At 55.4% G+C, this 25,693-nt stretch carries 23 protein-coding genes and 4 pseudogenes; 10 read left to right on the top strand and 17 right to left on the bottom strand.

The annotated features are described in order from the left end of the window. Positions 1-93 precede the first annotated feature (93 nt). Positions 94-408: pseudogene (locus tag BBI10_RS06265) on the top strand (MFS transporter); the annotation flags it as partial. A gap of 61 nt (positions 409-469) precedes the next feature. On the opposite strand, the gene BBI10_RS06260 reads toward BBI10_RS06265, so the two are convergent. Next, positions 470-1,483, bottom strand: coding sequence for a zinc-dependent alcohol dehydrogenase family protein (locus tag BBI10_RS06260; protein WP_065987511.1), 1,014 nt, complete (start codon positions 1,481-1,483; stop codon positions 470-472). Between the two features lie 83 nt (positions 1,484-1,566). Beyond that, positions 1,567-3,021: a glycoside hydrolase family 1 protein gene (locus tag BBI10_RS06255; RefSeq protein WP_083233044.1), complete on the bottom strand. Its 1,455-nt coding sequence runs from the start codon at positions 3,019-3,021 to the stop codon at positions 1,567-1,569. 666 nt (positions 3,022-3,687) lie between these two features. On the opposite strand from BBI10_RS06255, the gene BBI10_RS06250 reads away from it, so the two are divergent. Next, positions 3,688-4,308 carry a TetR/AcrR family transcriptional regulator gene (locus BBI10_RS06250; protein WP_065987510.1) on the top strand — a complete coding sequence of 207 codons (621 nt, stop codon included), beginning with the start codon at positions 3,688-3,690 and terminating at the stop codon, positions 4,306-4,308. A 44-nt stretch (positions 4,309-4,352) separates the two neighbouring features. On the opposite strand, the pseudogene BBI10_RS06245 reads toward BBI10_RS06250, so the two are convergent. The 5 genes and pseudogenes from BBI10_RS06245 to BBI10_RS06225 form a co-directional block, all read right to left on the bottom strand. After that, positions 4,353-4,904, bottom strand: a pseudogene (locus tag BBI10_RS06245) (tyrosine-type recombinase/integrase); the annotation flags it as partial. 1,330 nt (positions 4,905-6,234) lie between these two features. Then, positions 6,235-7,641, bottom strand: coding sequence for a hypothetical protein (locus BBI10_RS26500; protein WP_141695133.1), 1,407 nt, complete (start codon positions 7,639-7,641; stop codon positions 6,235-6,237). Between the two features lie 613 nt (positions 7,642-8,254). After that, a complete protein-coding gene (locus tag BBI10_RS06235) occupies positions 8,255-9,970 on the bottom strand; it encodes a hypothetical protein (protein WP_141695132.1) in 1,716 nt (571 codons plus the stop codon). Then, positions 9,960-11,222, bottom strand: coding sequence for a site-specific integrase (locus BBI10_RS06230; RefSeq protein WP_065987508.1), 1,263 nt, complete (start codon positions 11,220-11,222; stop codon positions 9,960-9,962). The genes BBI10_RS06235 and BBI10_RS06230 overlap by 11 nt, the downstream gene beginning before the upstream one ends. A gap of 495 nt (positions 11,223-11,717) precedes the next feature. Next, positions 11,718-11,954 (bottom strand): annotated as a pseudogene (locus tag BBI10_RS06225) (magnesium chelatase domain-containing protein); the annotation flags it as partial. Positions 11,955-12,211: 257 nt separating this feature from the next. On the opposite strand from BBI10_RS06225, the gene BBI10_RS06220 reads away from it, so the two are divergent. After that, positions 12,212-12,604, top strand: coding sequence for a GNAT family N-acetyltransferase (locus BBI10_RS06220; protein WP_244160320.1), 393 nt, complete (start codon positions 12,212-12,214; stop codon positions 12,602-12,604). 17 nt (positions 12,605-12,621) lie between these two features. Continuing rightward, positions 12,622-12,774 (top strand): annotated as a pseudogene (locus BBI10_RS06215) (addiction module antidote protein, HigA family); the annotation flags it as partial. A 29-nt stretch (positions 12,775-12,803) separates the two neighbouring features. On the opposite strand, the gene BBI10_RS06210 reads toward BBI10_RS06215, so the two are convergent. Continuing rightward, complete coding sequence (locus tag BBI10_RS06210; RefSeq protein WP_065987506.1) at positions 12,804-13,079, bottom strand: accessory factor UbiK family protein; 276 nt, start codon at positions 13,077-13,079, stop codon at positions 12,804-12,806. 414 nt (positions 13,080-13,493) lie between these two features. On the opposite strand from BBI10_RS06210, the gene glnK reads away from it, so the two are divergent. The 4 genes from glnK (at position 13,494) to BBI10_RS06190 (ending at position 16,308) form a co-directional block, all read left to right on the top strand. Further along, positions 13,494-13,832, top strand: coding sequence for a P-II family nitrogen regulator (glnK, locus tag BBI10_RS06205; RefSeq protein WP_002555808.1), 339 nt, complete (start codon positions 13,494-13,496; stop codon positions 13,830-13,832). 34 nt (positions 13,833-13,866) lie between these two features. Beyond that, entirely contained in the window at positions 13,867-15,204 is a 1,338-nt protein-coding gene (locus BBI10_RS06200; protein WP_065987505.1) for an ammonium transporter, read from the top strand. A gap of 249 nt (positions 15,205-15,453) precedes the next feature. Further along, on the top strand, positions 15,454-15,885 hold the full coding sequence (locus BBI10_RS06195) for a secondary thiamine-phosphate synthase enzyme YjbQ (protein ID WP_065987504.1): 432 nt from the start codon (positions 15,454-15,456) through the stop codon (positions 15,883-15,885). A 93-nt stretch (positions 15,886-15,978) separates the two neighbouring features. Further along, positions 15,979-16,308 carry a hypothetical protein gene (locus BBI10_RS06190; RefSeq protein WP_065987503.1) on the top strand — a complete coding sequence of 110 codons (330 nt, stop codon included), beginning with the start codon at positions 15,979-15,981 and terminating at the stop codon, positions 16,306-16,308. A gap of 111 nt (positions 16,309-16,419) precedes the next feature. Here BBI10_RS06190 and BBI10_RS06185 read toward each other — a convergent pair whose 3' ends face one another. The 6 genes from BBI10_RS06185 to lptM are packed head-to-tail and all read right to left on the bottom strand — an operon-like array spanning position 16,420 to position 21,017. Further along, complete coding sequence (locus BBI10_RS06185) at positions 16,420-17,115, bottom strand: HAD family hydrolase (protein ID WP_065987502.1); 696 nt, start codon at positions 17,113-17,115, stop codon at positions 16,420-16,422. Continuing rightward, positions 17,105-18,010 carry a tyrosine recombinase XerC gene (xerC, locus tag BBI10_RS06180; RefSeq protein WP_065987501.1) on the bottom strand — a complete coding sequence of 302 codons (906 nt, stop codon included), beginning with the start codon at positions 18,008-18,010 and terminating at the stop codon, positions 17,105-17,107. The genes BBI10_RS06185 and xerC overlap by 11 nt, the downstream gene beginning before the upstream one ends. A 2-nt stretch (positions 18,011-18,012) precedes the next feature. Next, a complete protein-coding gene (locus BBI10_RS06175; RefSeq protein WP_065987500.1) occupies positions 18,013-18,750 on the bottom strand; it encodes a DUF484 family protein in 738 nt (245 codons plus the stop codon). Between the two features lie 13 nt (positions 18,751-18,763). Further along, positions 18,764-19,594, bottom strand: coding sequence for a diaminopimelate epimerase (gene dapF, locus BBI10_RS06170; RefSeq protein WP_065987499.1), 831 nt, complete (start codon positions 19,592-19,594; stop codon positions 18,764-18,766). 4 nt (positions 19,595-19,598) lie between these two features. Then, positions 19,599-20,846 (bottom strand): diaminopimelate decarboxylase, encoded by a 1,248-nt coding sequence (lysA, locus tag BBI10_RS06165; protein WP_065987498.1) that lies wholly within the window; start codon positions 20,844-20,846, stop codon positions 19,599-19,601. A 9-nt stretch (positions 20,847-20,855) separates the two neighbouring features. Beyond that, positions 20,856-21,017, bottom strand: coding sequence for an LPS translocon maturation chaperone LptM (gene lptM, locus BBI10_RS26495; RefSeq protein WP_083233039.1), 162 nt, complete (start codon positions 21,015-21,017; stop codon positions 20,856-20,858). Between the two features lie 288 nt (positions 21,018-21,305). Between lptM and cyaY the strand changes: the two genes are divergently transcribed. Beyond that, positions 21,306-21,662: an iron donor protein CyaY gene (gene cyaY, locus BBI10_RS06160; protein ID WP_065987497.1), complete on the top strand. Its 357-nt coding sequence runs from the start codon at positions 21,306-21,308 to the stop codon at positions 21,660-21,662. 2 nt (positions 21,663-21,664) lie between these two features. Continuing rightward, a complete protein-coding gene (locus BBI10_RS06155) occupies positions 21,665-21,892 on the top strand; it encodes a DUF1289 domain-containing protein (RefSeq protein WP_065987521.1) in 228 nt (75 codons plus the stop codon). 25 nt (positions 21,893-21,917) lie between these two features. Here BBI10_RS06155 and BBI10_RS06150 read toward each other — a convergent pair whose 3' ends face one another. The 3 genes from BBI10_RS06150 to BBI10_RS06140 form a co-directional block, all read right to left on the bottom strand. Continuing rightward, positions 21,918-24,767 carry a class I adenylate cyclase gene (locus BBI10_RS06150; RefSeq protein ID WP_065987496.1) on the bottom strand — a complete coding sequence of 950 codons (2,850 nt, stop codon included), beginning with the start codon at positions 24,765-24,767 and terminating at the stop codon, positions 21,918-21,920. A gap of 197 nt (positions 24,768-24,964) precedes the next feature. Continuing rightward, positions 24,965-25,216, bottom strand: coding sequence for a TIGR02647 family protein (locus tag BBI10_RS06145; protein WP_065987495.1), 252 nt, complete (start codon positions 25,214-25,216; stop codon positions 24,965-24,967). A gap of 170 nt (positions 25,217-25,386) precedes the next feature. After that, positions 25,387-25,680 carry a hypothetical protein gene (locus BBI10_RS06140; RefSeq protein WP_065987520.1) on the bottom strand — a complete coding sequence of 98 codons (294 nt, stop codon included), beginning with the start codon at positions 25,678-25,680 and terminating at the stop codon, positions 25,387-25,389. Between the last annotated feature and the right edge of the window lie 13 nt (positions 25,681-25,693).

The raw sequence follows: 25,693 nt of genomic DNA, 5'->3' as shown, positions 1-25,693 counted from the left end.
TGGTGTCCACGTATTTTTAAGTGGAGAACATCGCCCTTATTGCGGGGATCGGGTAGGTGACTTCGCCGGACGCTTACGTTTGCTTGCTACGCGGTAGCCCATGTCGTCTTCGCTATAGGCGATGGATTGTCGATTTATCTAGGGGGCGCGATCGCGCTCGGCGCGGGTTTCGGACTGTCAGTACCCTTGGTCAACCACATGACGATTGAGCAAAGCCACAGCCAGCTACGCGGCCGAAACCTTGCCTATCTGTCGATGGCCATCTTCTTCGGTCAGTTTATTTCCGCCGGTATGGATCTCATCCCTGGTAATCCCGAGGTCATTTTTTCCAGTGCAGCGGCTCTGGGGTTGGTCATTGCAGTACTCCTACTGGCCGGCCACCAGCAGCAACGTGCCCACTTGGGTTAAGAGACTTAAGGGCTAAAAAGTAGGCACCCGATGGTGCCCACTTTCAACGAGTACCCATTGTCTATTTCGTATGGTCTATCACGATCTTCCCAAAATGTTGGCCGCTCGCCATATGTCTGAAAGCGCCTTGTAAATCCGAAAGCGGAAATACGGTGTCGATCACTGGCTGCAGTTGATTTGCCTCAATCGCCTTGACCATGTTTTCAAGATCTTGCCGGGAAGCTACGGTGATGCCCTGCAAGCGAATCTGCTTGCCCATCATCGCCGCCAACGGAACATAGCCACCAATCCCTGTAAGCACGCCTATCAATGCGATAGAGCCGCCCACACGAGATGCTTCGATGGACTGGGCCAACGTTCCCTGCCCGCCGACCTCAACGACATGATCAACTCCCACCCCTCCACTTAAAGCCCTGACGCGCTGCCCCCAGTTCTCATCCTGCGAATAGTTCACGCACTCGCCGACACCCAGCGCACGAAGCTTTTCAAGCTTAGAATCAGCTGACGATGTACCGATAACCGTTGCGCCCAGCATCCTGCTGAACTGCACAGCGAATATCGATACGCCGCCGGTTCCCAGCGTTAACACGGAGTCCCCCGGTTTGACCTGATTCTCGACCACTAGCGCACGCCAGGCCGTAAGAGCCGCGGTCGTCAGCGTTGCGCATCCGAAGGCATCAAGGTTGCTGGGCGCATGAACAAAATGTGAGGCCGGTTTGGTCACAAAAGAACAAGCGAAACCATCTACGCCGTCACCTGGAACGGTAGAAAATCCAGGTACTTTTTGTCGACCTGAGTTCCAAGATGGGAAGAAGCAACTGATGACGCGGTCTCCTGCCTGGAATTGAGTTACACCGTCCCCTACTGATTCCACTATGCAGCATGCGTCAGAAAGCAGGACGCGGCCAGGTTCACTAGGCAATCGACCCATCACGACATTGTAATCATGCTGATTCAACGAAGTGGCCAACACCCGTACCGTGATCTCTCCCGGACACGGTTCACTCTGGACGGATTCGTTATCCGAAACGATGTGTTCGATACCGGGGATCTTACCCAGTCGGAAAGTCGGCATGGTGCTTCTCCTAAAATCAATGATGTCAGGGGGGCGATTCCCCATTTTAGATGCTGTTGAATGTCGAGCGACAAGCCCCTCCATCAAGGCTTTGAGCAATCGGCTTCAGAAACCTGTTCCCCTTTGATAATCCTTGAATAGAGCAGCGCACTATCTTTCGGAGTTCTTTTCTGTGTGTCGAAATCGACGTAAATCATCCCGAACCGGCTGCCGTAGCCGCTGAGCCATTCGAGGTTATCGTGGCTAGACCAGACGTGGTAGCCCTGTACATCTGACCCTGCCTCAATCGCCTGCTTCATAGCGTCAATGTGGGTAACCAGATATCGGCATCGGTTGACATCATGCACTGAGCCATTAACCAGCGTGTCCTCGTCGGGGAAGCCGGCACCGTTTTCAGTGATGAATACGGTTGGGTTACCGTAATCGGAGCGGATCCGATCGAGCAGAAGGCGAAACTGGTCTGGTCTTACTGCCCCATTGAAAGCTGCTCGAACTCCGGCCGGAATCCACATTTGGGGATTGTATTCACTGACACCTGCCGTATGCCGAACGTACAGCGGCGAGTAGAAATTAACGCCTAAATAGTCAAATTTCGCCGCACCGATCCGCTCCGCATCTCCCGGCTGCACATCGATAGCGAGGCCTCTACTGCTGGCAAGATCAAGAACGTCCTTTGGATAATGGCCTTTGTACATTGCATCAAGGAACCAGCGATTCAACACCCCATCAGCGAGCTTAGCATCGCGCTTATCCTCAACAGACGCTCCATCACCTGTCAGCATGGGGAATAGCGGCACCGCTAGACCCAGTCGACCTTGATACCCGCTCGCCGCAAAGCTTTCTTTGGCGGCAGCGGATGCAAGCAGGATGTGGTTGAAGACCTTAAGTGCTTTTTCTAGGTGAGCCGCATCAGGAATGATCGCTAGCGTCCCTGGCTTACCGGCCAGCCGTTCTTCAGCCATTTCTTGAGTGGCGCGCTCAACGGATGGCTCGTTGACCAGGACGAACAGGTCAACCTGGTCGTGGAAATTCGCAAATACCACGTCTGCGTATTTCTTGAACCAATCCACGGATTTGCGATTAGCCCATCCCCCTTCACGCGACAGGCTCGCAGGCATATCCCAGTGGTAGAGGGTGAGCATCGGTTTGATTCCCGCTGCCTTGAGATCGGTAATGAATTGACGATAGTGTGCGACAGCTGTCGGGTTTACTGGCCCCAAGCCGTCAGGAATCAGTCGAGTCCAGGAAATCGAGAAGCGATAGCTCGTTAACCCGAGCTTCTTCATCATGGCGATATCTTCAAGGTACTGGCTGCGATCATAGAAATTGATTGCCGTGGCACCAGAGACGCCCGGCCCAGCGAGGCTATGATCATCGAGGTAAACATCCCAGATGGAGGGGCCACGATTATCCATTCGCGTAGCTCCCTCCACCTGATAAGCAGCTGAGGCAGCCCCCCACCAAAAAGGCTCCGCGCCCTGCGAAACGTTTGACGTCAATGAAAAGGCAAGAGGAATTAAGGCTGCTAAACGAATCATTATTGGCGTCCTAGGGTCTGGGCATCATTATTGATGTAATCGATCAGTGCGGAACCCCCATTAAATCATCATACGATGACTTGGCGCCAGGATCGCTCGATCAAGCACTCGCCAGAATTACCGCGTTCTACCATTTTGCCTTGCGCGACCTCTATAGCAGCCAAACCGGATGATTTTATCGCGGCGTTATCCAGGCCATGCAGGGCACGCAGGCCGTCGAATCAGAGGCGTATCTGTTTCTTCAGGTTAAGGAATAGAGCAGATTACCGCCCTTCAGGCACAAGATCACTAATGCGCAGCGGCATCCAGAAGTCGATGGTGTAGACCATGCTCTAGGGGGAGCCGTGCTCGATGCACTCTGCACTCGATACTACAACATTTATTATTGATCGCCATTTTCCTCAAAGTAATCGATTTGGAATGGACTTCCAGGGTATCCAGAAGGCCAGTTTGTGAGGGCTAGGAAAAAAAATACGACTCCTTGCAGGCAAAATATTATTTCTTCCATAATTGTATTGGCTCTTCGTAAACAGATGGAAAAGGACTATTAAAGTGATGTGTGCCGCTTCATCTTCAGATAAATCGTACCGTACCGTACGGTACACTTATGAATTATAATATTCTCGGCTTTTTGGAGTTGTCAATGATTTTTTTAGGTCATAAGGAATGAGGGCTAGAACAGAATCACGCCGCAACGCGATCATCGATGCTGCTGCCAGCGTATTTCTGGAAATGGGCTATGAGGGAGCCGCGATGAACGAGGTCGCACGAAGAGCTGGTGGTTCCAAGACGACGCTATACAGCTATTTCACCTCCAAGGATGAACTGTTTGCCGCTGTAGTTGAGTGCTATGCCATGTCTCATTTGTCTAGCGCGGTGTCGATGTTGAATGCTGACAGTCAGGATGTGCAAAGTCTGCGATGCTTGCTTTTACGCTTTGCCGAGGGCGTCCTGACGGTAGTTACCAATGATACTACCGCCCTTGCGGTCTATAGGATGGTAGTGGGCGAGTCGGGGCGCTCCAAGGTCGGCCAGATTTTTCATGAATCTGGGCCACAGCAATGCGTTGATGCTCTATCTGAAGTGCTGAGCACTGCAATGCGCCGCGGAATTTTGCTCGAGGAGAATGCGTCATTGCGAGCATCGCAACTGCTGTCGCTCATAACGGTGGAATGTGAACAACGGGTGTATCAGATTGCACCAGAGCCGGTGACGCTGGCACGAATCAAGCTCATGGCCGCGTCAGCCATTGAGATGTTCATGGGTGGCGCAGTGAAAAGACTTTAGGCGAACATTGAAGCGTTGTTACTTAAGTGTGCTGATCGATATCTGCGGCGTTCCTGGATGTCGCTCACCTGCAGCAGCGCCGCTTCTTCACGGCGCAGCCCGTGATAGAGAAGAACAGCCAATATCGCCCGGTCGCGCTGCCCTTTAAGTGTTGCTTCATCCGGCGCTTCGAGCAGCGCCTTCGCCTGGTGATCGCCCAGTGCCGGCGTCTTGCCTTCGTTGCTTTCTATCCTGGGACGTTTTACCCCATGCACGGGACTGCCACCTGCGATCGCATTGCTTTCCAGGAGGTGATCAAAAAGGCTGGCCAGCGCGGCCAATTTGCGCCGGATCGTCGCTCCCGCTAAGCCGCGATGCTCGAGCTGGGCACGCCAGGCCAGAACGTGCGATCGGGTCACCACACGAAACTCATCGGCCGAAGCCAAACCGACAAAACCGCAGAAGTCTTCCAGGTCATTTTGGTAGGCGCGTCGTGTTCGAGGGTTGTCCAGGTTGGCAAACCACTCGACTGCAGCGGGTACCCGAGCCAAATCCTGAAATTCGACCGCCGTCAGCCTACGCTGATCGTTCTGGGCAGTTTTCGTCAGTTCCTGCATATCTATCTCTCTGTTGGCACCGTCACGATCACTAATGGTCATCCCAGTCACAAAAACACCGCGCTAAGCTTTCAGCGTACGAAGATCGGATAAACGGTAATAATTGGTGATAACCTATTTTATTGCCAGTGATCTCGAGCAATACAAATTCACTCTAGTATAGATGGATATCAGGATGCGCCGCTTTTGGCCTAAGCTAAATGACAACGGGTTTAACACCCAGAAAAGCATGAGTCGCGAGCGTTTTCTATTGAATTAGCGATCTTGAGCACGAGTTAGCATAGCGAGTCGAATAGCGTCTGTAGCGTTAGGCCGCGTGAGCGGCCCGACGGCTTCTAACTGGTAAGCATAGCGGCTGCGTTCACGCTCTGATTGCGGTAAGCAGCGCTGTGATACCGACGTGCTCGGTATCATTTGAGGTTTGGGCGAGCACATGAAAGCTCATCTCCGTGCCCCTCTTGGCAGGGTTTCGGTCAGCAGCAACCACCAGTGGCTCCTCCAGTTTTATTTATATCCTGCTGTGTGATCGCCTCAGTTAGTTCATATTCATATTGTGAAATGATAACCATTTTCTACGAACTATAGTAGTTCTAGGTATTATATGAGGTGCTCAGGATATTACTTGGGGGGAAGGCGTGCGAATCGGATCTTGTCTCGCTTTTAAATAGAGCAGCAGCGTTGTAATGTCAGTGAAACAAGCGTGGTTGTGGTCAAGTTATAAACAGGCTGAATATCAATGGTCTTTCTAATGGTTTTGGTGATGTGACCTGTTCAACCTCAGCGTCAATGTAATATCCTAATGACGGACACTAATGGATATAGCTATGCTAGTCAAAATCTTCGATTCGCCTGTCGCCGTAGCCACTCGACAGAGTGCTGGCAGAGTACGTTTAGATGGCTGGCTTTAATTCGTTGATCCTAGAATCCATACTACTCAATCGTGACAGATTTTTTTAACTCACTTAACTCTGTCGAAAGTTCCAAAATCTTAGCATCTGCCTCCAATAACAGCGATAGCAGACTATCTCGCTGAGTTTTTATGTCTCGAATTTGGTCGCGTAGGCTCCGATTTTTCTCTCTGTGGCTCCCCAGCTTCTTGTGTTTGGAGGCATTTATGTAAGGAGAGAACGATTCTGTCCAATTTTGGATTTCGAGAACTAGGGCTGGAAACCGGCTTTTCTTTAGCGCTGACGGATCTAGCCCGGCTTCTCGTGCAACATTATTTTGAGTGATCACAGTTCCAGCAGGGACGATCAAAGACTCCCTCTTTATTAACCTTTCGAAGGCCGCGCGAAATCTATCTTCCGCTTTTGAAGTAGGGTGCGCCACCTCAGTGCTCCGCGATTTCAATGATTTTTAAAATGCTCCGAACGGCATAGTGCTGTGCTTCTAGTGACTGTTCGTAAGGAGAATGCACAAGAGCAGTTAACTTCCGTTCTCGTATGATGGATTCCAATTTAACCATGGATTTTTTCTTATTTTTATCGATCAAAAGGTGAGCGCAAGGACCCGTATCCACCCCCCCTCCACATCTAAGAATGTTTTCTACTCCGCCGTACTGGCAGGTTCCGCGATAAGTGCAGATACCTAGCAGGACGTCTCTCCAGGACAGCTCGCCATTTCTTGCAGCGCGCGTTAAGCTTTTATAATCGGTCTCACATATAGGAGAAAGCATTTCACGTTTGCGCTCAACCCCATAGGCAGATATGTAACGGTCCTCCAGAAAACTTAAGGCGCCAGAAGCCTGGACATCGTACATTGCCTTTAGATATTCCGACTTGGCCTCTTCGTTGAGTAAAATGTTAGAGTATCCTTGGCGGTAGTATAACGACTGATTTCTCGAAAGGTGCTTCAGTTGATATTGAGCTGACTCATCTGTTACCATATTTGAGGCGTGCATGTTAACAGCGCCTGTTCGCCTCAGCTGGTGCCATGTAAATTCCCAAACTTTGCCGACCGAGAACTTTTCTCTGTCAAGGGATGGCGTGACCAACTGGGCAACTTCCAAGTCGCGGCTTTGGATAGTGATTTCGGTCAGATCGAAAAGTCTAGGATGAGTGGCTATTACTTCCATATATGAAAAGTAGGATGGGCGTTTAGTCATATCCATTTCAACCCCAGCACGTTTTGACCAAGGCTCATACGCTCTATTAATGAGGTAGGGGTTAGCATCGTACTCATTATCATAGGGTACCGTCGGGTCTTGTCGTGCACAGCGCATACGTAAATTTGCAACCAACGACATGGCGCGAATCGCAATTTCGATGGACGGAGATACTACCCACCGGGCGTCAGAATCATGATAGATCTTGGTCGTCTCGCCCGATACCAGCCAAAGACGCCCAAATTGGTCATCGTCTACGTAGCTTAGGCAGTCAGCGCGTAGCTCAGAAGCTTCGCGGTATCTCATCATTGAAAAACTGAGCAGGTATGCCAAGCCGACTTGTTGCGCCATGGTTAACAGCGAGGCGAACAATGTTATTCCGAGTCCATAGCTATCTACCTCAGTGTCTTCTTCAAGGATCCAGGTTTGGAACAGCGTTTCCAGTTGGTACTTTTTAAGAATGCTCGAGAACTTTCCACCGTGAACTGCGCTTCTATGATCTTTGTAGATTCTAGATCCGAAAGCAGCACCAAGACCCTTTCGGTTACCATAGCATGCCTCCACTCCGTAGAATTGTAAGCTTACCTCTAGGCAGTGACAAAAACAGGCCTCGAGATTAGCGCTGTTGCTCACGAAGTCATCGAGGAACTCGCGCAGTCTGCTTACCTGATATTGCCAAATTCGTGGAGGTATATATGGGGTTTGTCGGGTTGCGTGAGTGCCAGAGGATGATACAAGCCGCGCAATTTGCTTCGGTTCGAGAACTGTGAATCCCAGAGACGCTCGATGCTCATAGAGGCCGTGCAATATTGACACCAGACCAGCGGCGGCGGATGAGGCCAATTCCATCGAGATTTTTTCCAGAATTGGAATATTAGAATTCAACTCTGTGATTTTTATTCCGTACCTACTGCAGCACTCGAAAATTTTATATAATTTTACGAACCTCGCTTTTAGGTTTGCGGCCGTGCCAACAGGCTGGTGCCCATACAACCACCAAGCGCAGATCTGCCGAAGCCTATCGCCGTTGAATAGACTATTTTTTGCCTTAAACTTAAGCTCTGCACTATCGTTGAAATTTATTATGGAAGAGGAGGACGACCAGGGCGTTAGATCCCATATGACATCTCCATATTGGCTTATAGTCGCGCCCTGCTTGTCCCGAATAATGGGGAAGTCGGATCGTGGAGGCCATGTATCTAACACGAAATTAGGTATGTAGTCACCCGTCGACTCAACCCTAATGTTAATATTGCGCGGTATCTTCATCTGCCGCCTCCAATAGTTGAATAAATCCATCCCATTTCGGGTGATAATGGCTTTCGGCTACCCTGTCGAGTGCTTCCTTTACCCACTTGGCGCGATTTTGATTTGACTCAGCAAAAGATCGGAGTTTCGAAGTAACGGCATCTATTGCAAGCGCGCAGGGATTCGAGTTATGCTGAATGAGTTGGGACTTATAGGTGGCGAGTTCCAACGTTTTATAGTGGCGGTACGATGCTAAAGACCATGCATGGTCTTGAGAATCAATGTCACGATGACTTGCGCAAAATAGGCAACCCGCAGGGCTTATGCAGTCTGGAACTGTTGCATGCTTGGGTATTGCGCTAATTGCTAGAGGGCTCGCAATACTACAACCCCCCGCACCTGCCGCTTGGAGTGTCGGATCATGCGCCTTGTAAAACGAGCTTATTTCAACTAACGCCATCTGAAAGTTTGGAATATGATAATGTCGAAAGTAAGTTTCTTTTGTGTGCTGTCCTTGTTCGAGAGTCAACTGTAGGTTTTTGGTTTGCCGAGCAAACCAGTTTAGCTTCAATTTCCTAAGATTTCTGGCGAGTATTGATGTTATACCGAGCATTTCGCACCGCGATTTCACAGCTTCAAAACTTGGGGCGAAGTCTGAGAATGTCTTGCGTTGGTGTGAGAAGAAGGGGAAAAGTAGATCATTGGCCTCAAGTGGGTAAAGCTCATTGCGCCACTTAAGGTAATGCTCGAATATTTCTTTATATCCGCTAAAGATCTCAAATTCCACAGCACCTTTCTTTCGGTTTTTGTATATTCGCCTAACTTCGTAACCGTCACTCAAGCCTTTGTAGGAAAATTTCCCGACTTTCAGCTTTCTGGCTTCGGCCAGATTTATTGCGGTCTGCGATATAAAAATCAACAGTTCGGCCATTACCCTTAGGTTGATTAGAGGGTACCTCGAACTAAAAGTTTCAGCTATAATATCCGCAGGGGGCGTATATGAAGTTATTGCGGCGACTCTAAAATTCTTGCTACCCGGCTTGTAGCGTAAGTATTCTTTTAGTGTTCGCCCGTCGCTAAGTGAAATTACTACAGGAATGGTCGATTGTATATTTTCAATTGTGAGGCTGCGCGTAACATCATGCAGAAATCGCCCAAACTCGAATGCCCTTGGCAAATCCAATTTTTCAGACGCTTTCTTCATTCTTGACCGATTTCGGCTTCTGATTTTGCTCTTGCAAAATGGGGTGCGCGAATGCAGGCCGAGGTTAAAACCCAATATCTCGTCTATGAGAGACCCTAGTTTTGAGGCGAGGTTAGTTGCATGTTCGCCATCGATGGCGCCATTGCGAAAGCGCTCCCACAGGTAGTCAGCCCATGCCAAATAAAGGTTTTCAATGCTCTCGATGGTTATGGACGCGCGTCTTTCTTCTGCCCACCTGAAAAATGCTCTAATTGCGACAATCTTCCCTCTAAGCGTCAACGGGCTGCCCCCACCTACAATCTTTCCGTTAAGGACTTCATGTATTTTGACTACGAGGGGTAGCCTTTCGACGAGAAGTCTTTTATTTTTAGAGGCTAACAGCTTTTTGCTATTTCGCACGTTTCCCACTACGCCATTCTCGTACACTAGGCAACGCAAGTCATGGCGGGTTTCCGCAGCCCCATAATTAACACTTGGAAACGTTAAAGCAGGCAAGTGGTTAGTTATCATAATACCTACCTAAAAACTCTCTTGTGAATCTGTTGTTCGCTTCCGCTTTGATCGGGGTGCTCTCTACAAACCTAATATACCTAAGCGTAGTACTTTCATTTTTGTGCAGTAATGCGTTTTTTACCATCGTGAGCGCGTGCTTCGGATCTATAGATAATGCTACCTTAGTATACTCGGTGGCGAAAGTGGCTCTAGACCGATGAAAAGAAAACCCATGCATTACGGCTAAGCCGCGGGACAGCCCTTTTTTTCTTAGATCGTCCATCGCCACATTCACTGCAGGTGAGGTAGTAGTTCCTCTTTGTGCATAAGAGTTACCGCGGCTTGTTAAAAACAGGAAGTCTTTATTTGCTTTTTTAGCTTGAACCTCTCTTTTGGCTCGACGCGTACAATTGCTGTAAGTGATTAATGTTGCTAGCAGCAGTGCCGGAATTTCTATCAGTCCAGAGATGTTGTATTTAGTGCGCACTGGGGGAGATGCTGTCGGGCCCACCCTAACGAGAAAAGTTTTATCTCGGACGGGGTGCTGCGTGGCCATCAAAAGATTCTTGATCTTCAAGTCGCATATTGTTTGAATTCTCATGCCCGAGTGAAATCCTAAAAGAAGCATGTAGTATAACTCCACAGGACAGTACTTCTCGGCAATGTCCAAAACTCTTTCTCGGTCTTCGGCGGAGACTGGAAAGACTCCATCCTCCAGTTCTATGCCCCGTTTGCCCGCATTAGGGATGCTTAAGTCACTTGATTCAATTTGCAGCGTGCGCTCAAATCCCGTAATACTTTGAGTTGTTATAGTTATTTTTTTGTCTGTCCAAAGCTTGGCCGCAGATGGGATCAGTCCACATTTCTTTACCCAACGGTAGAAATGGATAACTTGATTCATCCTGGTTTTAGCTGTGGAAGGCGCAATATTCCCTGCATTCATTTCTGCAATAAGATATCCCCGATATCGCAGGAGGCAGCGTTCGTCCCTTCGTGTAGGAAAATATTTCCAGTCCAAGCTCTCTTTCTCTAACCATGATGCATAATGTTGGAGAGCATAGGCTTGAGATAGCGCTGTTTTAACATCCTTTCCATTAGCGATGACTTGTTCCCGAAGCCAAGAGTTAGCTTCCCTCCATGGCATACAAGTTTTCCAAAACAATGCAGGCAAGTCATGCACTGTTATTTCTTCGGACTGTTCCCAATGCACTTTGTCAAGCTCAATGCGTGCATGGCTTGCATGATACTTGATGCTTTCTAATCTTGCCATTTTGGGCGCTTTCGTTGCTCACCAGGTCTTCAATAACTATCAACATTTCGGCCGGTTGTCCAATGCTCTATCAGGCGTGTTTAGCAAGAGCAATTTTTTACGGTAATTCTTACAGTCACAAAAAGACCAACCAAAGTGGGGCCATCAAAAGCAGATTTAATGCCTATTTCTGCCGTGTTCAGAGATGCATGGCATAGGCGTGGCGCTCGGCTAGTATTGAAGTTCATTAGCTCTTGCTAGTCGTATGGCTCGGTCTCGCGCTCGGCTCAACGTGAGTTGCTATACGAAAATGCTATTCAAAGTGGTACCTCTAAATTTTAATCACGTAGGAGGTGTTGAGTTGACAGATACTCGGTGAGGCTCCTGCTGTTCGCGCACGTTGAGCAAGCCAAAATAACAGTATGAAAATGGTAAGTCGCGGAGGGCTTCGCCTATCCTCATAATGTCCATGGTTTCACTTATTCATATCGAGTCCATGGCATCAACTAATCTGTATCCGCCGTCCTTGGGCAAATCGGCAGGCGCCAGATTCAAGGTGATGCGCCGCGCAGGGAATTCCAGCCGACAGTTGAGGATCGCACTGCGCACCCGATCCTTGCTCTCCTTGACCGCGCCCTCTGGCAGACCCACCAGCGTCAGGCTGGGCAGCCCGTTGGCGAGATGGGTTTCAACGGTCACGGCGGGCGCTTCAACGCCAACTTGGGCACGGCTCAGAACAATGGCGAGGGACATGTCTTTCCTTGAAGGCAGCACCGCTTCCTGCGGCGAGCTGAAGGATAGTCATTGCCCTGAAGCTTGGCCCCGTGCATGTTCTACGGCATGTGTATGAATGGAAGGAGGGAGGAGTGATGACCCGTAATGGAGAGGGGCCCGTGCATCCAGGGGAAATTCCAAGCGAAGAGTTTCTCGAACCGTTGGCCACTACGGTCACCTTCGCCGGGGCACGAGCCGGTGACTTCGAAGCGCTTGTTGCCATCCGGATCGACGCCATGCGTGAGAGTCTTGAGCGCATTGGTCGATTTGATCCCGTGCGCGCCCGAGAGCGTTTTCGTGAAGGCTTTTCCCCCGAGTTTACTCGTCACGTTGTGGTTGCCGGAAAGCGAGTAGGGTTTGTCGTGGTCAAACCGCGTTTGGACGGGCTGTTACTCGATCACCTGTACATCACGCCAGGCGCACAAGGGTCAGGAATAGGCTCGATTGTCCTTCGTCAGATCTTCATGGAAGCGGATGCGGTGGCGCTGGACTTGTATGTTGGGGCGCTGAGAGAAAGCGCTTCAAACCGCTTTTATACTCGTCATGGTTTTCAGTTCGTCGAAGCTGGCGAATTTGATAACTACTATGTTCGGCACGCTGCTCAAGGCTGCCCGCCAGTGGGTGGCTGAACAAAGCCTTCATAGACAGCGCCGACATGGCGCTGCGGCTGGCGGCGTGTTTTGAGACCACCCCGGAGTTCTGGCTGAACTTGCAGCTCACCTACGACCTGCGCAAAGCAGAGATCGAGCGAGGGCAGGCCATCAAGGCCCAGGTTCAGCGCATTGCGCACTGCGCCTGAGCACATTCAGCTTTGAAAGCTCAATCGTGTTACTCAGCCTCTGATGCTTTCGGCTGCGGCGCCAACTGCGCTTCCATCTCCGCCATCTTCGCTTCCAGTGCCTCAAGTCGGGCGCGGGTGCGGGCGAGGACGATCATCTGGCTATCAAATTCTTCCCGGCTGACCAGGTCCAGCTTGCTGAAGCCGCTCTGCAGAAGCGCCTTGAACTGGGTTTCGAATTCGCTGCGTGGAACCGGGGTTTCGCCGTTGAACAGGCGGGAAGCGTGGCCGCTCAGGGCGTCGAGAAAAGCTTTGGGGGCGAGCATGATGAAATTCCAGAATCAGATGGCGCGAGTGTAGCACGCAGCTTTTGGCCCCTTGAGGAGAGGATGCGCTGCACGCTTTTCGCGCATCGCCTCGGGCACGTGCGCACCGTTGTTGTGCGGTGATGGCAATCGACGACTACCCTGAAGCCTGAATTAACGGTGGAAGGGCCGAAATTCAAGACCATCGATGAGATGGCAAGCTTTCTGCTTAGTGGCTTGTAACCCATGCACTGATGCAGTCGCTGTGACGAATGCAGTGCGGCAGGCGGAGCGGGGAATGTTTCGTCAGAAGCGGTTTTCTGGAGCTGGTCAGGTCTCTTGCGGACACGACGCGTTACAAAGCCAGACACTGCGCTTAGACTTGAGTCGGGTTTGTTTTCCTGGGGCAAGTCCACCAATTCGGGAGAAAGTTTCATGAAGCTAGTCACTGCCATCATCAAGCCGTTCAAGCTGGACGACGTACGCGAGTCGCTGTCCGAAATCGGCGTGCAGGGCATCACAGTCACTGAAGTCAAAGGCTTCGGACGTCAGAAAGGCCACACCGAGCTGTATCGCGGTGCGGAGTATGTAGTCGACTTCCTCCCCAAGGTGAAGATCGATGTTGCGATCGACGACAAGGATCTGGACCGCGTTATCGAAGCGATAACCAAAGCGGCCAACACCGGCAAGATCGGTGACGGAAAGATCTTCGTGGTCAATCTGGAACAGGCCATCCGCATCCGTACCGGCGAAACCGATACCGACGCAATCTAAGCCGCCAAACCCCAACGCCCCAGGAGAAAACAATATGACTCTGCGTCAATTCGCAGGGCTAGGAGCCCTGTTGTCCCTCGTAACCCCTGGCTTGGCCATGGCGGCAGACGAAGTGGCAGCCCCCGTACTCAATTCCGGCGACACCGCCTGGATGCTGACCTCCACCGCGCTGGTGCTGTTCATGACCATCCCGGGTCTGGCGCTGTTCTACGGCGGCATGGTCCGCTCCAAAAACATTCTTTCCGTGATGATGCAGTGCTTCGCCATTACCGGCCTGATCAGCATCCTGTGGGTCGTCTACGGCTACAGCATGGCGTTCGACACCACCGGTATGGAAGCCAACGTCGTCAACTTCAACTCCTTCGTCGGCGGTCTGTCGAAGGCGTTCCTGGCAGGCATTACCCCAGCGAGTATTACCGGTCCTGCGGCACTGTTCCCGGAAGCCGTCTTCGTGACCTTCCAGATGACCTTCGCCATCATCACCCCGGCCCTGATCGTCGGCGCTTTCGCAGAACGCATGAAGTTCTCCGCGATGCTGATCTTCATGGCGATCTGGTTCACCCTGGTTTACGCGCCGATTGCGCACATGGTCTGGAGCGGCGTCGGTGGTCTGTTGTGGGACTGGGGCGTGCTCGACTTCGCGGGCGGCACCGTCGTTCACATCAACGCCGGTGTGGCTGGCCTGGTAGCGTGCCTGGTGCTCGGCAAGCGTAAAGGTTTCCCGACCACCCCGATGGCTCCGCACAATCTGGGTTACACCCTGATAGGCGCGGCCATGCTCTGGGTCGGCTGGTTCGGCTTCAACGCAGGTTCCGCGGCTGCGGCCAACGGCACCGCCGGTATGGCCATGCTGGTCACCCAGATCGCTACCGCTGCTGCAGCGCTGGGCTGGATGTTCGCCGAATGGCTGACCCACGGTAAGCCAAGCGCTCTGGGCATCGCCTCGGGTGTGGTTGCCGGTCTGGTTGCTGTGACTCCAGCTGCCGGCACTGTCGGCCCGATGGGCGGCCTGATCATCGGTCTGGCGGCAGGCGTGGTCTGCTTCTTCTGCGCCACCAGCCTGAAACGCAAACTGGGCTACGACGACTCCCTGGATGCCTTCGGCGTTCACGGTATCGGCGGTATCCTCGGCGCGATCCTGACCGGCGTGTTTGCAGCCCCTTCGCTGGGCGGCTTCGGCACCGTGACCGACATCGCGGCACAAGTCTGGATTCAGTGCAAAGGCGTCGGCTTCACGGTCATCTATACCGCGATCGTGACCTTCATCATCCTCAAGGTGCTCGACATGGTCATGGGCCTGCGTGTCACCGAAGAAGAAGAAGCGGTCGGCCTGGATCTGGCGCAACACAACGAACGTGGCTACAACTTGTAATCCACCCATGAAAAAATGCCCGGGTCTCCGGGCATTTTTTTGTCTGGCGTTTGTCGATAGGGGTGTCCGCACAAGGGGCAGGTGTTCCAGGCAGGAACATCCGCTGCGATGTGCGGCCAATCTAGACGTTTCTGGACGCTTCCGAGGGCATAAATGCCCTTGTTCAGCGCTCGTGAAAATCGTCGCTCATTACGCACTTTGTTTTTTTTTCCAGCGCGTTAGAATGCGCGCCGAAGGGCGGAGAACGGTATGTGGCAACAGACCTTGATCACGCTGCGGGCAAGGCCTCGTGGTTTCCATCTGGTGACGGACGAGATCGTCGCGGGGCTTCGCGAATTACGCGAATGCCGCATCGGCCTGCTGCATGTCTGGTTGCAACACACCTCGGCCTCGTTGACCGTCAACGAGAACGCCGATCCGGCGGTACGTCGCGATTTCGAGCGTTTTTTCAGCCGTCTGGTGCCTCAGGGGCGCGACGGCTACGAGCATGACGACGAAGGGCCCGACGATCTGCCTGCGCACTTCAAAGCCAGTCTGCTTGGCTGCCAGCTGACCTTACCGGTTACAAATGGACGGCTGGCGCTGGGCACATGGCAAGGTATTTATCTGGGCGAGCACCGTGATGCAGGCGGTGCGCGTAAAGTCCTCGTCACGCTTCAGGGTGAGGGGCACGACCGCTGAAAATACGCGGTAGTTGAATTTTTTCCGGCTGTCCAAGAAATCAAGCCCGGCTGGGCTATAACTAATCTGCTTTCGCAAGTCATGAGGTAGAACATGAGCGACGACGACATCGAAGAAGGTCTGGAAGACGAGCTGGAAGAAGGGGAGGACGGTGAGGGGCTTGCAGCGGCTTCCGATGAAGATGTAGTGGAGGTCGACGACAGCGCTGAAGTCTCTGCGACTCCGGCCAAAGGCAAGGCCAAGGCCGCCGTCTCCGTTGACGAACTGCCCAGCGTGGAAGCCAAGAACAAAGAGCGTGATGCTCTGGCTCGCGCGATGGAGGAGTTCCTGGCTCGTGGTGGCAAGGTCGTGGAAGTGGAGGCCAACGTGGTCGCCGATCCGCCCAAGAAGCCCGACAACAAGTACGGCAGCCGTCCTATTTAAGGGACTGGCTGTGCGCTTGATGAAAAACCCGCTGTCGCTGCGGGTTTTTTATTGCCTGCGATTCAGGCCGCTGAGGCCACAAAGGCCGGTTTGACGCGCTGGAATCGCGAATCAACCCCAGCGCGCCAGCATCTCTGGCAACTGGGTCAGGCTACTGATCTCGCCATCCGGCGATTTTTCAGCTTCCCAGACTTTGCCCCCGGGGTTGTACCAGATCGCCCGCATGCCGGCCTGCTGAGCACCGGCGATGTCGTCGCCCGGATGATCGCCGACGTGCACGGCCTGGCGGGCTTCGGCATTGCCGCGTTTCAGCGCTTCAACGAAAGGCGCAGGGTCGGGTTTGCCGATGCCCAGATCTTCGGCGCACAGCGCGAAGGCGAAATAATCAGCCAGGCCGAGGCGGCGGACGTCGGCATTGCCGTTGGTCACCACACCCAGCGTGTAAGACTTGGTCAGGATCTCCAGCGTCGGCACCACTTCAGGGAAGATGTCCAACTGATGCCTCCCCTGAAGGAACACTTCAAAGCTCTGGTCCGCCAGCTCGTGGGCTTCGGCATGGCCATACCCGGCATCTTCAAGGGCGTGAAACAGCACCGTACGGCGTAACGCACTGATCCGGTGTTTGAACGTCGGATCCTCTTCGATGAGTCGCGAGCGGATTTCCCACAGATGCTCGACCGGAACCGGCCCGAGTTTTGGCGCGTTGGCAGCCAGCCAGTCACGCAGCTTGGCTTCGGCACTGACAATCGCCGGTGCGGTTTCCCACAGCGTGTCGTCCAGATCGAAGGTGATCAGCTTAATGCTCATTGTCGGCGTTACCTTTGCGCTTGGCCCGTGGATGGGCGCTGTCGTACACCGTGGCCAGATGCTGGAAATCCAGATGGGTGTAGATCTGAGTGGTGGCGATGTCGGCGTGGCCCAGCAGTTCCTGCACGGCGCGCAGGTCCTGGGACGACTCCAGCAAGTGACTGGCGAATGAATGGCGAAGCATGTGCGGGTGCAGGTTCTGGCCCAGCTCGCGCTCGCCAGCCGCCTTGACCCGCAGTTGGATCGAACGCGGCCCCAGACGGCGGCCTTGCTGGCTGACGAACACCGCATCGTCCTGCGGATTGGCGAGCGCCCGCTGCTTGAGCCACTCCTCCAGCGCTTCCCGGGCTTTTCTGCCGACTGGCAAAACCCGGGTTTTGCTGCCTTTGCCGAGGACCTGCACAAGACCGTCCGCCAGATCCAGGTCTGCACAGTTCAGCCCGGTCAACTCGGACAGGCGCAGGCCTGACGAATAGAACAGCTCAAGGATGGCCTGATCGCGCCGGGCCAGAAAATCGTCTTCGACCCCGCCTTCAAGCAGTTGCAGGGCGCGGTCGGCGTCGAGGGTTTTCGGCAAGCGCCGCTCGCCCTTGGGCGGTGACAGGCCATTGGCCGGATCGTGATCGCAAAGGCCTTCGCGGTTGAGAAAGTGATAAAAGCCGCGAACGGCTGACAGCAATCTGGCCAGGCTGCGCGAGGACTGACCCTGCTGGTGAAGGCGAGCGACAAGGCCGCGCATGGCCTGAATATCCAGGGCTTTCCAGCTGTCGATGTGCTGCTTTTCGCAGAACGCCAGGACCTTGTTCAGGTCGCGGCGATAGGCTTCAAGCGTATGGCTCGACACTTGGCGCTCACTGCGCAGGTGCGTGCAGTAAGCGTCCAGTTGCCGCTCCATGACTAGCGAACCGACCGCAGCGAATTGGTGAAGCGTGGCAGCAGGCGGCTGAGCACGTCGGCGATGTAACCGAGAAACAGCGTGCCGACCGAGCTTTTGTAATGCTGCGGATCACGGCTGCCGATGGCCAGAACGCCGTGCAGGCCCTGGTGGTTGAGGGCGGCCAGGGCGGTTGAGCCCACTTCCTTGCTTTGCTCGCTGCCGAACAGAAACTCGAGTTCATGCTCACGCAGCGCGCCACTCAGGGTCTTGCCGCCGGACATCAGCCCACCGATGGCTTTCTGCGCGTCGGCGGCGCTGACCCAGCGGCCGACGGTCATCGGGTTGTCGCTGAACAGGATCAGGCTGACGAAGGGCACCTGAAACTCTTGGCGCAGGCTGTCTTCCACGCAAATGACGATCTCTTCCAGACTGGTGGCGTCCATCAGATCGAGAATCAGCCGGCGGGTTTTTTCAAACAGCCGGTCGTTGTCCCGGGCCACGTCCATCAGTTGTGAAAGCCGGTGACGCATCTCGATGTTGCGCTCGCGCAGCAGTTTGAGCTGGCGTTCGACCAGCGAGACGGTATCGCCCCGTTGATGCGGAACGCGCATCATCGCCAGCAGCTCGTCGTGCTCGGCGAAGAAATCAGGGTGTTGTTGCAGCCAGGCCGCGACCGCCTCGGCTTCAAGGGCGGGCACCGCGTTCTCGGCAGGGGGCTGGCCGGGCGTGTCGTTTGAAGTCTGAGGCTGGTCGGTCATTGGATACTCTCACTCATAGACGTACTTGGCCTTCGTAAACCCGGACAGCCGGGCCAGTCATCATCACCGGATGGCCGGGGCCTGACCACTCGATGGACAGGCGTCCGCCCGGCAGGTCGATCAGCATCGGCGAATCCATCCAGCCCTGAGTAATGGCTGCGACCGCTGCCGCGCAGGCCCCGGTGCCGCAGGCCTGGGTTTCCCCGGCGCCTCGCTCCCACACCCGCAGTTGCGCGCGCTGACGGTCGACGACGTGGAGAAAGCCCACGTTCACCCGGGCCGGAAAGCGCGGATGGTTCTCGATCTTCGGACCCAGCACATGCACGGGCGCGTTGTTGATGTCATAGACGCGTAGCACAGCGTGGGGGTTGCCCATGGACACGGCGGCCAGCTCGACGGTCTCGCCATCGACATCAAGCGAATAGGAGGCGGCCTGCTCCGGCGCATCGAACGGGATATCCGCCGGCACCAGACGCGGCGCGCCCATATCCACGCTGATCTGGCCGTCGTTGCGGATGTCCAGCTCGATGATGCCGCTCTTGGTTTCGACGCGGATCTGCTTTTTGGCCGTCAGCCGCTTGTCCAGCACGAACCGGGCGAAGCAGCGCGCACCGTTGCCGCATTGCTCCACTTCGGAGCCGTCGGAATTGAAAATCCGGTAGCGGAAGTCCACGTCCGGGTTATTCGGCGCCTCGACCAGCAGCAGCTGATCGAAACCGATACCGGTGTGGCGATCGCCCCATTGCTTGGCGTGCTTGGGCAAAATGTGGGCGTGTTGGCTTACAAGGTCCAGCACCATGAAATCATTGCCCAGGCCATGCATCTTGGTAAAACGCAGCAGCATGGGATTACTCCGGCAGCAGGCTTTCGCCGGCAAACAGCTCAGTCACGGTTTCACGACGACGCACTTCGAAGGCTTGCTCGCCATCCACAAGCACCTCGGCCGTACGCCCGCGGGTGTTGTAGTTGGAGCTCATCACGAAGCCATAGGCGCCGGCAGAGTGCACCGCCAGCAGATCGCCTTCAGCCAGTGCGAGTTCGCGCTCCTTGGCAAGGAAATCCCCGGTTTCACAGATAGGGCCGACGATGTCGTAGGTGCGTTTGGCGCTGTCACGGGGCTTGACCGCCGTCACGTCCATCCACGCCTGGTACAGCGCCGGACGGATCAGGTCGTTCATGGCGGCGTCGACGATGGCGAAGTCTTTGTGCTCGGTGTGCTTGAGGTACTCGACGCGGGTCACCAGCACGCCGGCATTGGCGACGATGAAGCGCCCGGGCTCGAACATCAGCGCCAGATCGCGGCCATCGAGGCGTTCACGCACGGCCTTGATGTAATCGCTCGCAAGGGGCGGCTCTTCGTCGCGATAACGCACACCCAGGCCGCCGCCCAGGTCGATATGCTTCAGCAGAATGCCGCAATCGCCCAGCCGGTCGACCAGATCGAGCAAGCGATCCAGGGCATCAACGAAAGGCGAGAGGGTGGTCAGCTGTGAGCCAATGTGGCAGTCGACGCCGATAACGTCGAGATTCGGCAGCTGCGCGGCGCGGATGTAAACGTCTTCAGCGTCCGCGATGGCGATGCCGAACTTGTTTTCCTTGAGGCCGGTGGAGATGTAGGGGTGGGTGCCGGCGTCGACGTCCGGATTGACGCGCAACGAAACCGGAGCGCGCACGCCCATTTCGGCGGCGACGACTTGCAGGCGTTCGAGCTCGTCGGTGGATTCGACGTTGAAGCAGTGCACGCCGACTTCCAGCGCTCGGCGCATGTCATCACGGGTCTTGCCGACGCCGGAGAAGACAATCTTGTCGGCCTGACCGCCTGCCGCCAGTACACGTTCCAGTTCTCCACGGGAAACGATGTCGAAACCGGCGCCCAAGCGTGCCAGGACGTTGAGAACGCCCAGGTTGGAGTTCGCTTTGACCGCAAAGCAGACCAGATGCGGCATGCCGCTCAGGGCATCAGCGTAGGCGCGGTACTGCGCCTCGATGTGCGCGCGGGAATAGACGTATGTCGGCGTGCCGAAGCGTTCGGCGATGGCAGACAACGCCACTCCCTCCGCGAACAGCTCACCGTCGCGGTAGTTGAAGGCGTCCATGACTGATTCCTAGTAGGTCGAAGTCTGATGCTTGTGCGAGTGCGACTTGGTCTGGCTGGTGCCGTCGGACGAGTCGTCGTCGGGCAGATACAGTGGACCTTTCTGGCCGCAGGCAGAGACCAGACACGCAACTGCAAGCAGTGCGGCCAGGGAGGAAATCAGGCGCTTCATGGCGAAATCCTTTGTATAAGCATTAATTGCGCCCGAGTATACCGACCACCCGACAGATTGCCTATGCGCTGGAGTTCCCGTCCGGCGGGGGTTTGACGCCGCTGCGCAATTAATCTGTGCAGCGCGCACGGATTTCTGACGCAGCCTGCGGTAAAGCGACCCGTTCGGTGCCTTGCCGGCCAAAGCGGCTCCCACAATGGCACTTGGGCGGGTAGGCTTTGCATTTGCCGGGGAGCGACCGTATCGTGCGTCGCTGCGCCATCCGCTGACACTTTTGAGGTTAATGCAATGAGTTTGACCGAAGCCCGTTTTCACGACCTGGTCGATGCCACCCAAGAAAAGCTCCAGGACATTTTCGACGAGAGCGGTCTGGATCTGGACCTTGAGAGTTCCGCCGGTGTGCTGACCGTTAAGTTCGAAAACGGCTCGCAGTTCATTTTCAGCCGTCAGGAGCCGTTGCGTCAGCTGTGGCTGGCGGCGGCGTCGGGTGGTTTTCACTTTGACTACGACGAAGAAGCGAAGCATTGGATCTGCGACAAGAGCGAAGAGCTGTTGAGCGAGATGCTCTATCGACTGGCGAAGCAGCAGGCCGGCGAAGAGATCGACTTCGACGCCCTCGACGGCAACGATGGCAACCGCCAGTGACCATTAACCCAACGCCGGTCAAACCGCCAAAACCGCTGTTCAGCAACGTCAGCCCGGCTGTGCCGTCTCCGTGCATCAGCATCTGCCGGCTCGACGAAGACAAAGTCTGCACGGGGTGTCAGCGCCACGTCGAAGACATTCGCGAGTGGCGGGCGGCGACCGACGAGCGCCGGCGCGAGATCGTGCGGCAGGCAGATCAGCGGCGGAGTACCCATTGCGTCGCACGCTGAGTCCTCTGTAGCGAGCCAGCAGTCATCACAACTCATCCAGCGCGGCATTCAGTGACCGTTCCAGTTCGGCCTTGTAGCGCAGGAACAGGATGGTCTGCCCGCGCGTGTCTCTCAGTATCCCGGACAGGTCCAGGTCGGTGATGTAGCAGCGGTAACGTTGCGGCTCGCGGCGCTGCTCGAGAATCCGCCGCGCCACGACGCTGAACAGCTGGTCTCCATGCTCCAGCTCGGAGAACTCCGTCCCGTCGCAATACAGCGTGACGCTGACCTGACCGGGGGACGCCTCCTCGATGATCGCCTGCACATCAAAAAACGATGGGTCGCTGAGCATCGTTGGCGTCGGGCGATGCTCAACGCGGCGGGCTCGGCCTGATCCATCGGGGGTCAGGCGGTAATACAAAGCCTCCAGCGGCGTTGACTCCAGAGGGTTATCCAGTGGCAGCAACGCCACGCGCCGGTACACCAGCGATTGAAAAAAGCGCTGCAGCGGCACCAGCAGGCTGGACTCAGTGTGATAAGGCACCTGCTGATGCCAGAATGCATTGCGCTCATCAAGCACGTACAGGTCGGCGTTCGGCTCGTTGATCCGGTAGAACACCTGAATGCACTCAGGCTGGCCGTACGGGATGAACAGCGACAGGTCCGAGTCGTCCAGTGCCTGGGGGTCCAGATGAATCGGACTGTAGGCGGAAAGCTCTTCCCCCAGATAACTGAACAGCGCCGGCAGGTGTTCCAGCGTGACATGACTGACTCGGCCGGGGATCATTTCCAGGACGTGATACCGCTGCTCGACCTGGATGAGATAGCGGTGATTCAGGCGCCGGTCCAGCAGCAGTTGCGCGGTGCCGATGAGCTCCTCCACGCGCTGGGCGATGGCCTGCGCGCGGTTGTGGCAAAAGCAGCGCACGCGAATGACAGGCCTGGCGGACTTTTCCGGCAGGCCGTTGAACAATTCTGTCAGGCAGTCCAGCAGCGCATAGGGGCCGTCGAAGCGGTTGACCAGCACCTCGTTCCAGCTGTTGAGCGTGATCTGGTCAAACGTCAGCACCAGATTTTCGCGCACACCGGCATAGCTCAGCGAGTCCGTTCGCTCGGTGGTCATCAGGATGTTCAGGTCCTTGTGGTGCCTGAGCGGATCGACGCCCACGTTGATCAACAGCAAAATCTCACGGGGCACGCTTGGGCTCAGCAGCACCTCTTCCTCGACCATGCCCGGCGGCGGCGCGATGCTCTGCTGTAGCGCGCCTTGCAGATTGAACAGCTCGAACTCGGTCAGATCACTGATCCCGGGGTGTAGCGCCAGGCGTGTGCTGCTGTCGATGACGTTGTTGCGGTGGCACCACGTGAGCAATTCCAGCAACTCGCGACTGCGCTTGATCGGCGCAAACGTCTCCAGCTCGTGGGCACTCAGACTGCCGTTATAGAGACACCACTGGTGCCTGCCGGGCTCGCGCTTGTTCGGCAGCTGCGCCAGCGTCAAGGTGTCTTCCGCCAGATCCGGCGCAATGCCCGGATTGAGAAATTCCACTTTGCCGGCTTTGCGTTCAAAGGCTGCGTACAGGCGTCGCCCGAGCACATTCAAGTCGCGCTTGTTGATCGAATTGGCCGCCTTTTGCGCGCGCGCGAACTGGGTCAGGAAGCGGTAACTGAAGTTGAGCTCGCCGACCAGTGCGCGGCGCTCGCTGGCGACCTGACGCACTTTCCACTGACTGCGGCTGTCGAGCAGCGCCAACTGGCTCTCGTCCCAATGCCACTCACTGACCAGCCGCTCCAGCAGCAGGCGCTGCCAACTGCTGCTGCGGTGGCGAGTGGACCCGGTGAGTTTCTTGTTCACCTTCAGGTACAAACTGCGGCGTACCAGCTCCAGCCGCTCGGGTTCGCCCCTCGCGAGCAGGTATTCCTCGATGCGCCGGTACACCATCACGTAGGGGTCCAGCTCGTCGAGGTCGGCGCAGTTGGCAAACACGGCTTTTTTGAAGCGCATGCTCAGGCACTGCACCTGCGGGTGTTCGCTGGCGTAAACCTCGGTGAGCAGCAGCTTGAGCACCGATTTGTAGGGTGATTCGATGCCTTTGAACAACTGCCACAGCCCTGCGCCGATGAATTCGCCCGGCGGGATGTGCGACATGTTGCCGAGATCCAGCACCTCGTCGGCGCGAATAAAGCGTTTCGACAGCAGGGTGTGGGTGTATTCGGCGTAGCGCGTTTCCTCATAGACCGGCACCAGCCACCACATCGGGGTGCGCCCGGCCAGCCAGATGGCAGTGCGATAAAACTCGTCGAGCAGCAAGTAATGCTGCGTCGTGCCGCAGTCTTCGCCACTCAGCTGTGCGTCGCGCTCGCCGACGACAAAACGCTCCGGATCGACGAGAAAGAAATGCGCCTCGGCACCCATGCTCGCCGCCCAGCTTTCCAGGGACTGGCACTTCTTGCGCAGTTCCTGCATGTCGTCTGCCGACAGCAGCGGGTCGTGGCAGATCCACACGTCCATGTCGCTCTGGTCGGCCTGGGCGAGGGTGCCAAGGCTACCCATCAGGAAGATGCCGTGAATCGGCTGCGGTGGATTCACCCGGCGTGGTTTGTAGGAGAACGACCGCGTCAGGCGTTGCGCTTCAGCGAGGGCCTGGGCGTCAGGCTCGTAATGGGAAACGCCGGCGGGGGTCGAGCCCGACACATAGCCTGGCAACAGAGGATGATTGACGTGGAAAAACAGCGGCAGCAGCGAAAGCACGCTTTGCTGGCGCGTCGACAGGCCTTCGTAGGCGCGCGCCAGTCGACTCTCGCTCAGGGCCAGGAAGCGGCTGCGTAACTGAGCGAGGACCTTGCGATCAATGCCCTCATCCAGATCCGGGCGAATTTCGGAACTACGCGTCATCGCGACTCGAAGCCGGCGGGCGGCACTGCATGGAGTGAAGGTGTAGCGATAATCAAGACAACGGGCGTCGGGCCTTCGCGGCTCGATGGAACGTCTTTTTTATGGCGCCATTATTTTATCGGCGCAGCATCGTTGAAATGGAGGATTCGCGAAACCTTTATTTGATGCGTCCAGGCAAAGGTTTCGCGAGGACGACGTCAGGCAGCTTCCTGGCTGGTGGCAAGAATGAGCAGCAGCGATTGAGCGTGGTCGGCGGCATCAAGACCCAGGCTGGTCAAATAGCCTCCGTCGTGTTGCGTGGTGAGGCCTTTGTCGAAGAGTCGTTGGGCGGCAGCGATGGCTGTGGGAGCCGCGGAATGGTGGTGGACCTTCAGTCCCTCTTTAGTGTTGCTCAGATTGAACAGCGACAGGATTTCCAGCTCGGCAACCAATTCAGGGGTAAACGACATAGGTGCTCCAGACTTTTTCCAGTGGATACACCGCGATCGGAATCGCAGGCGTGACGGCCCCATCGCCATGCGGCAGCGAGGCCTTTGGAGTGTAGTCAGGTCTGGGGATTTTGCAGAAAGTATCTGGCCGGTCGTCAGGTCGGTTGAGCGACCGGCATGTTGGGCGGGTTTTACTCGTCTTCCGCCAGTCGCACGCCCGGCGGCATGTCGGGCAGTGCGCGCAGGGCCGCTTCGTACCAGACGGTATTGAACGGACGATCTTCGGCCAGGATCCCGTCGATCTCCAGCGCCAGAATGTGGGCCATCATCTGCAGAATTTCTTCGCGCTCGATGCCCACCAGAGTCAGCTTGTTGTAGGTGGCTTTGGCCGCTGGGGGGTTGTCGCTCTCGATCTGATTTTCGATGGCTTCAATCAGCGTCGCTTCAGCGAACTCTTCGTCGTCGATTTCAATGTTGTCGCTCATGTCGTTCTCGATG

The sequence above is a fragment of the Pseudomonas graminis genome, from assembly GCF_001705435.1.
Taxonomy (GTDB): domain Bacteria; phylum Pseudomonadota; class Gammaproteobacteria; order Pseudomonadales; family Pseudomonadaceae; genus Aquipseudomonas; species Aquipseudomonas graminis_B.
This window is presented reverse-complemented; position numbering and strand designations above follow the sequence as displayed.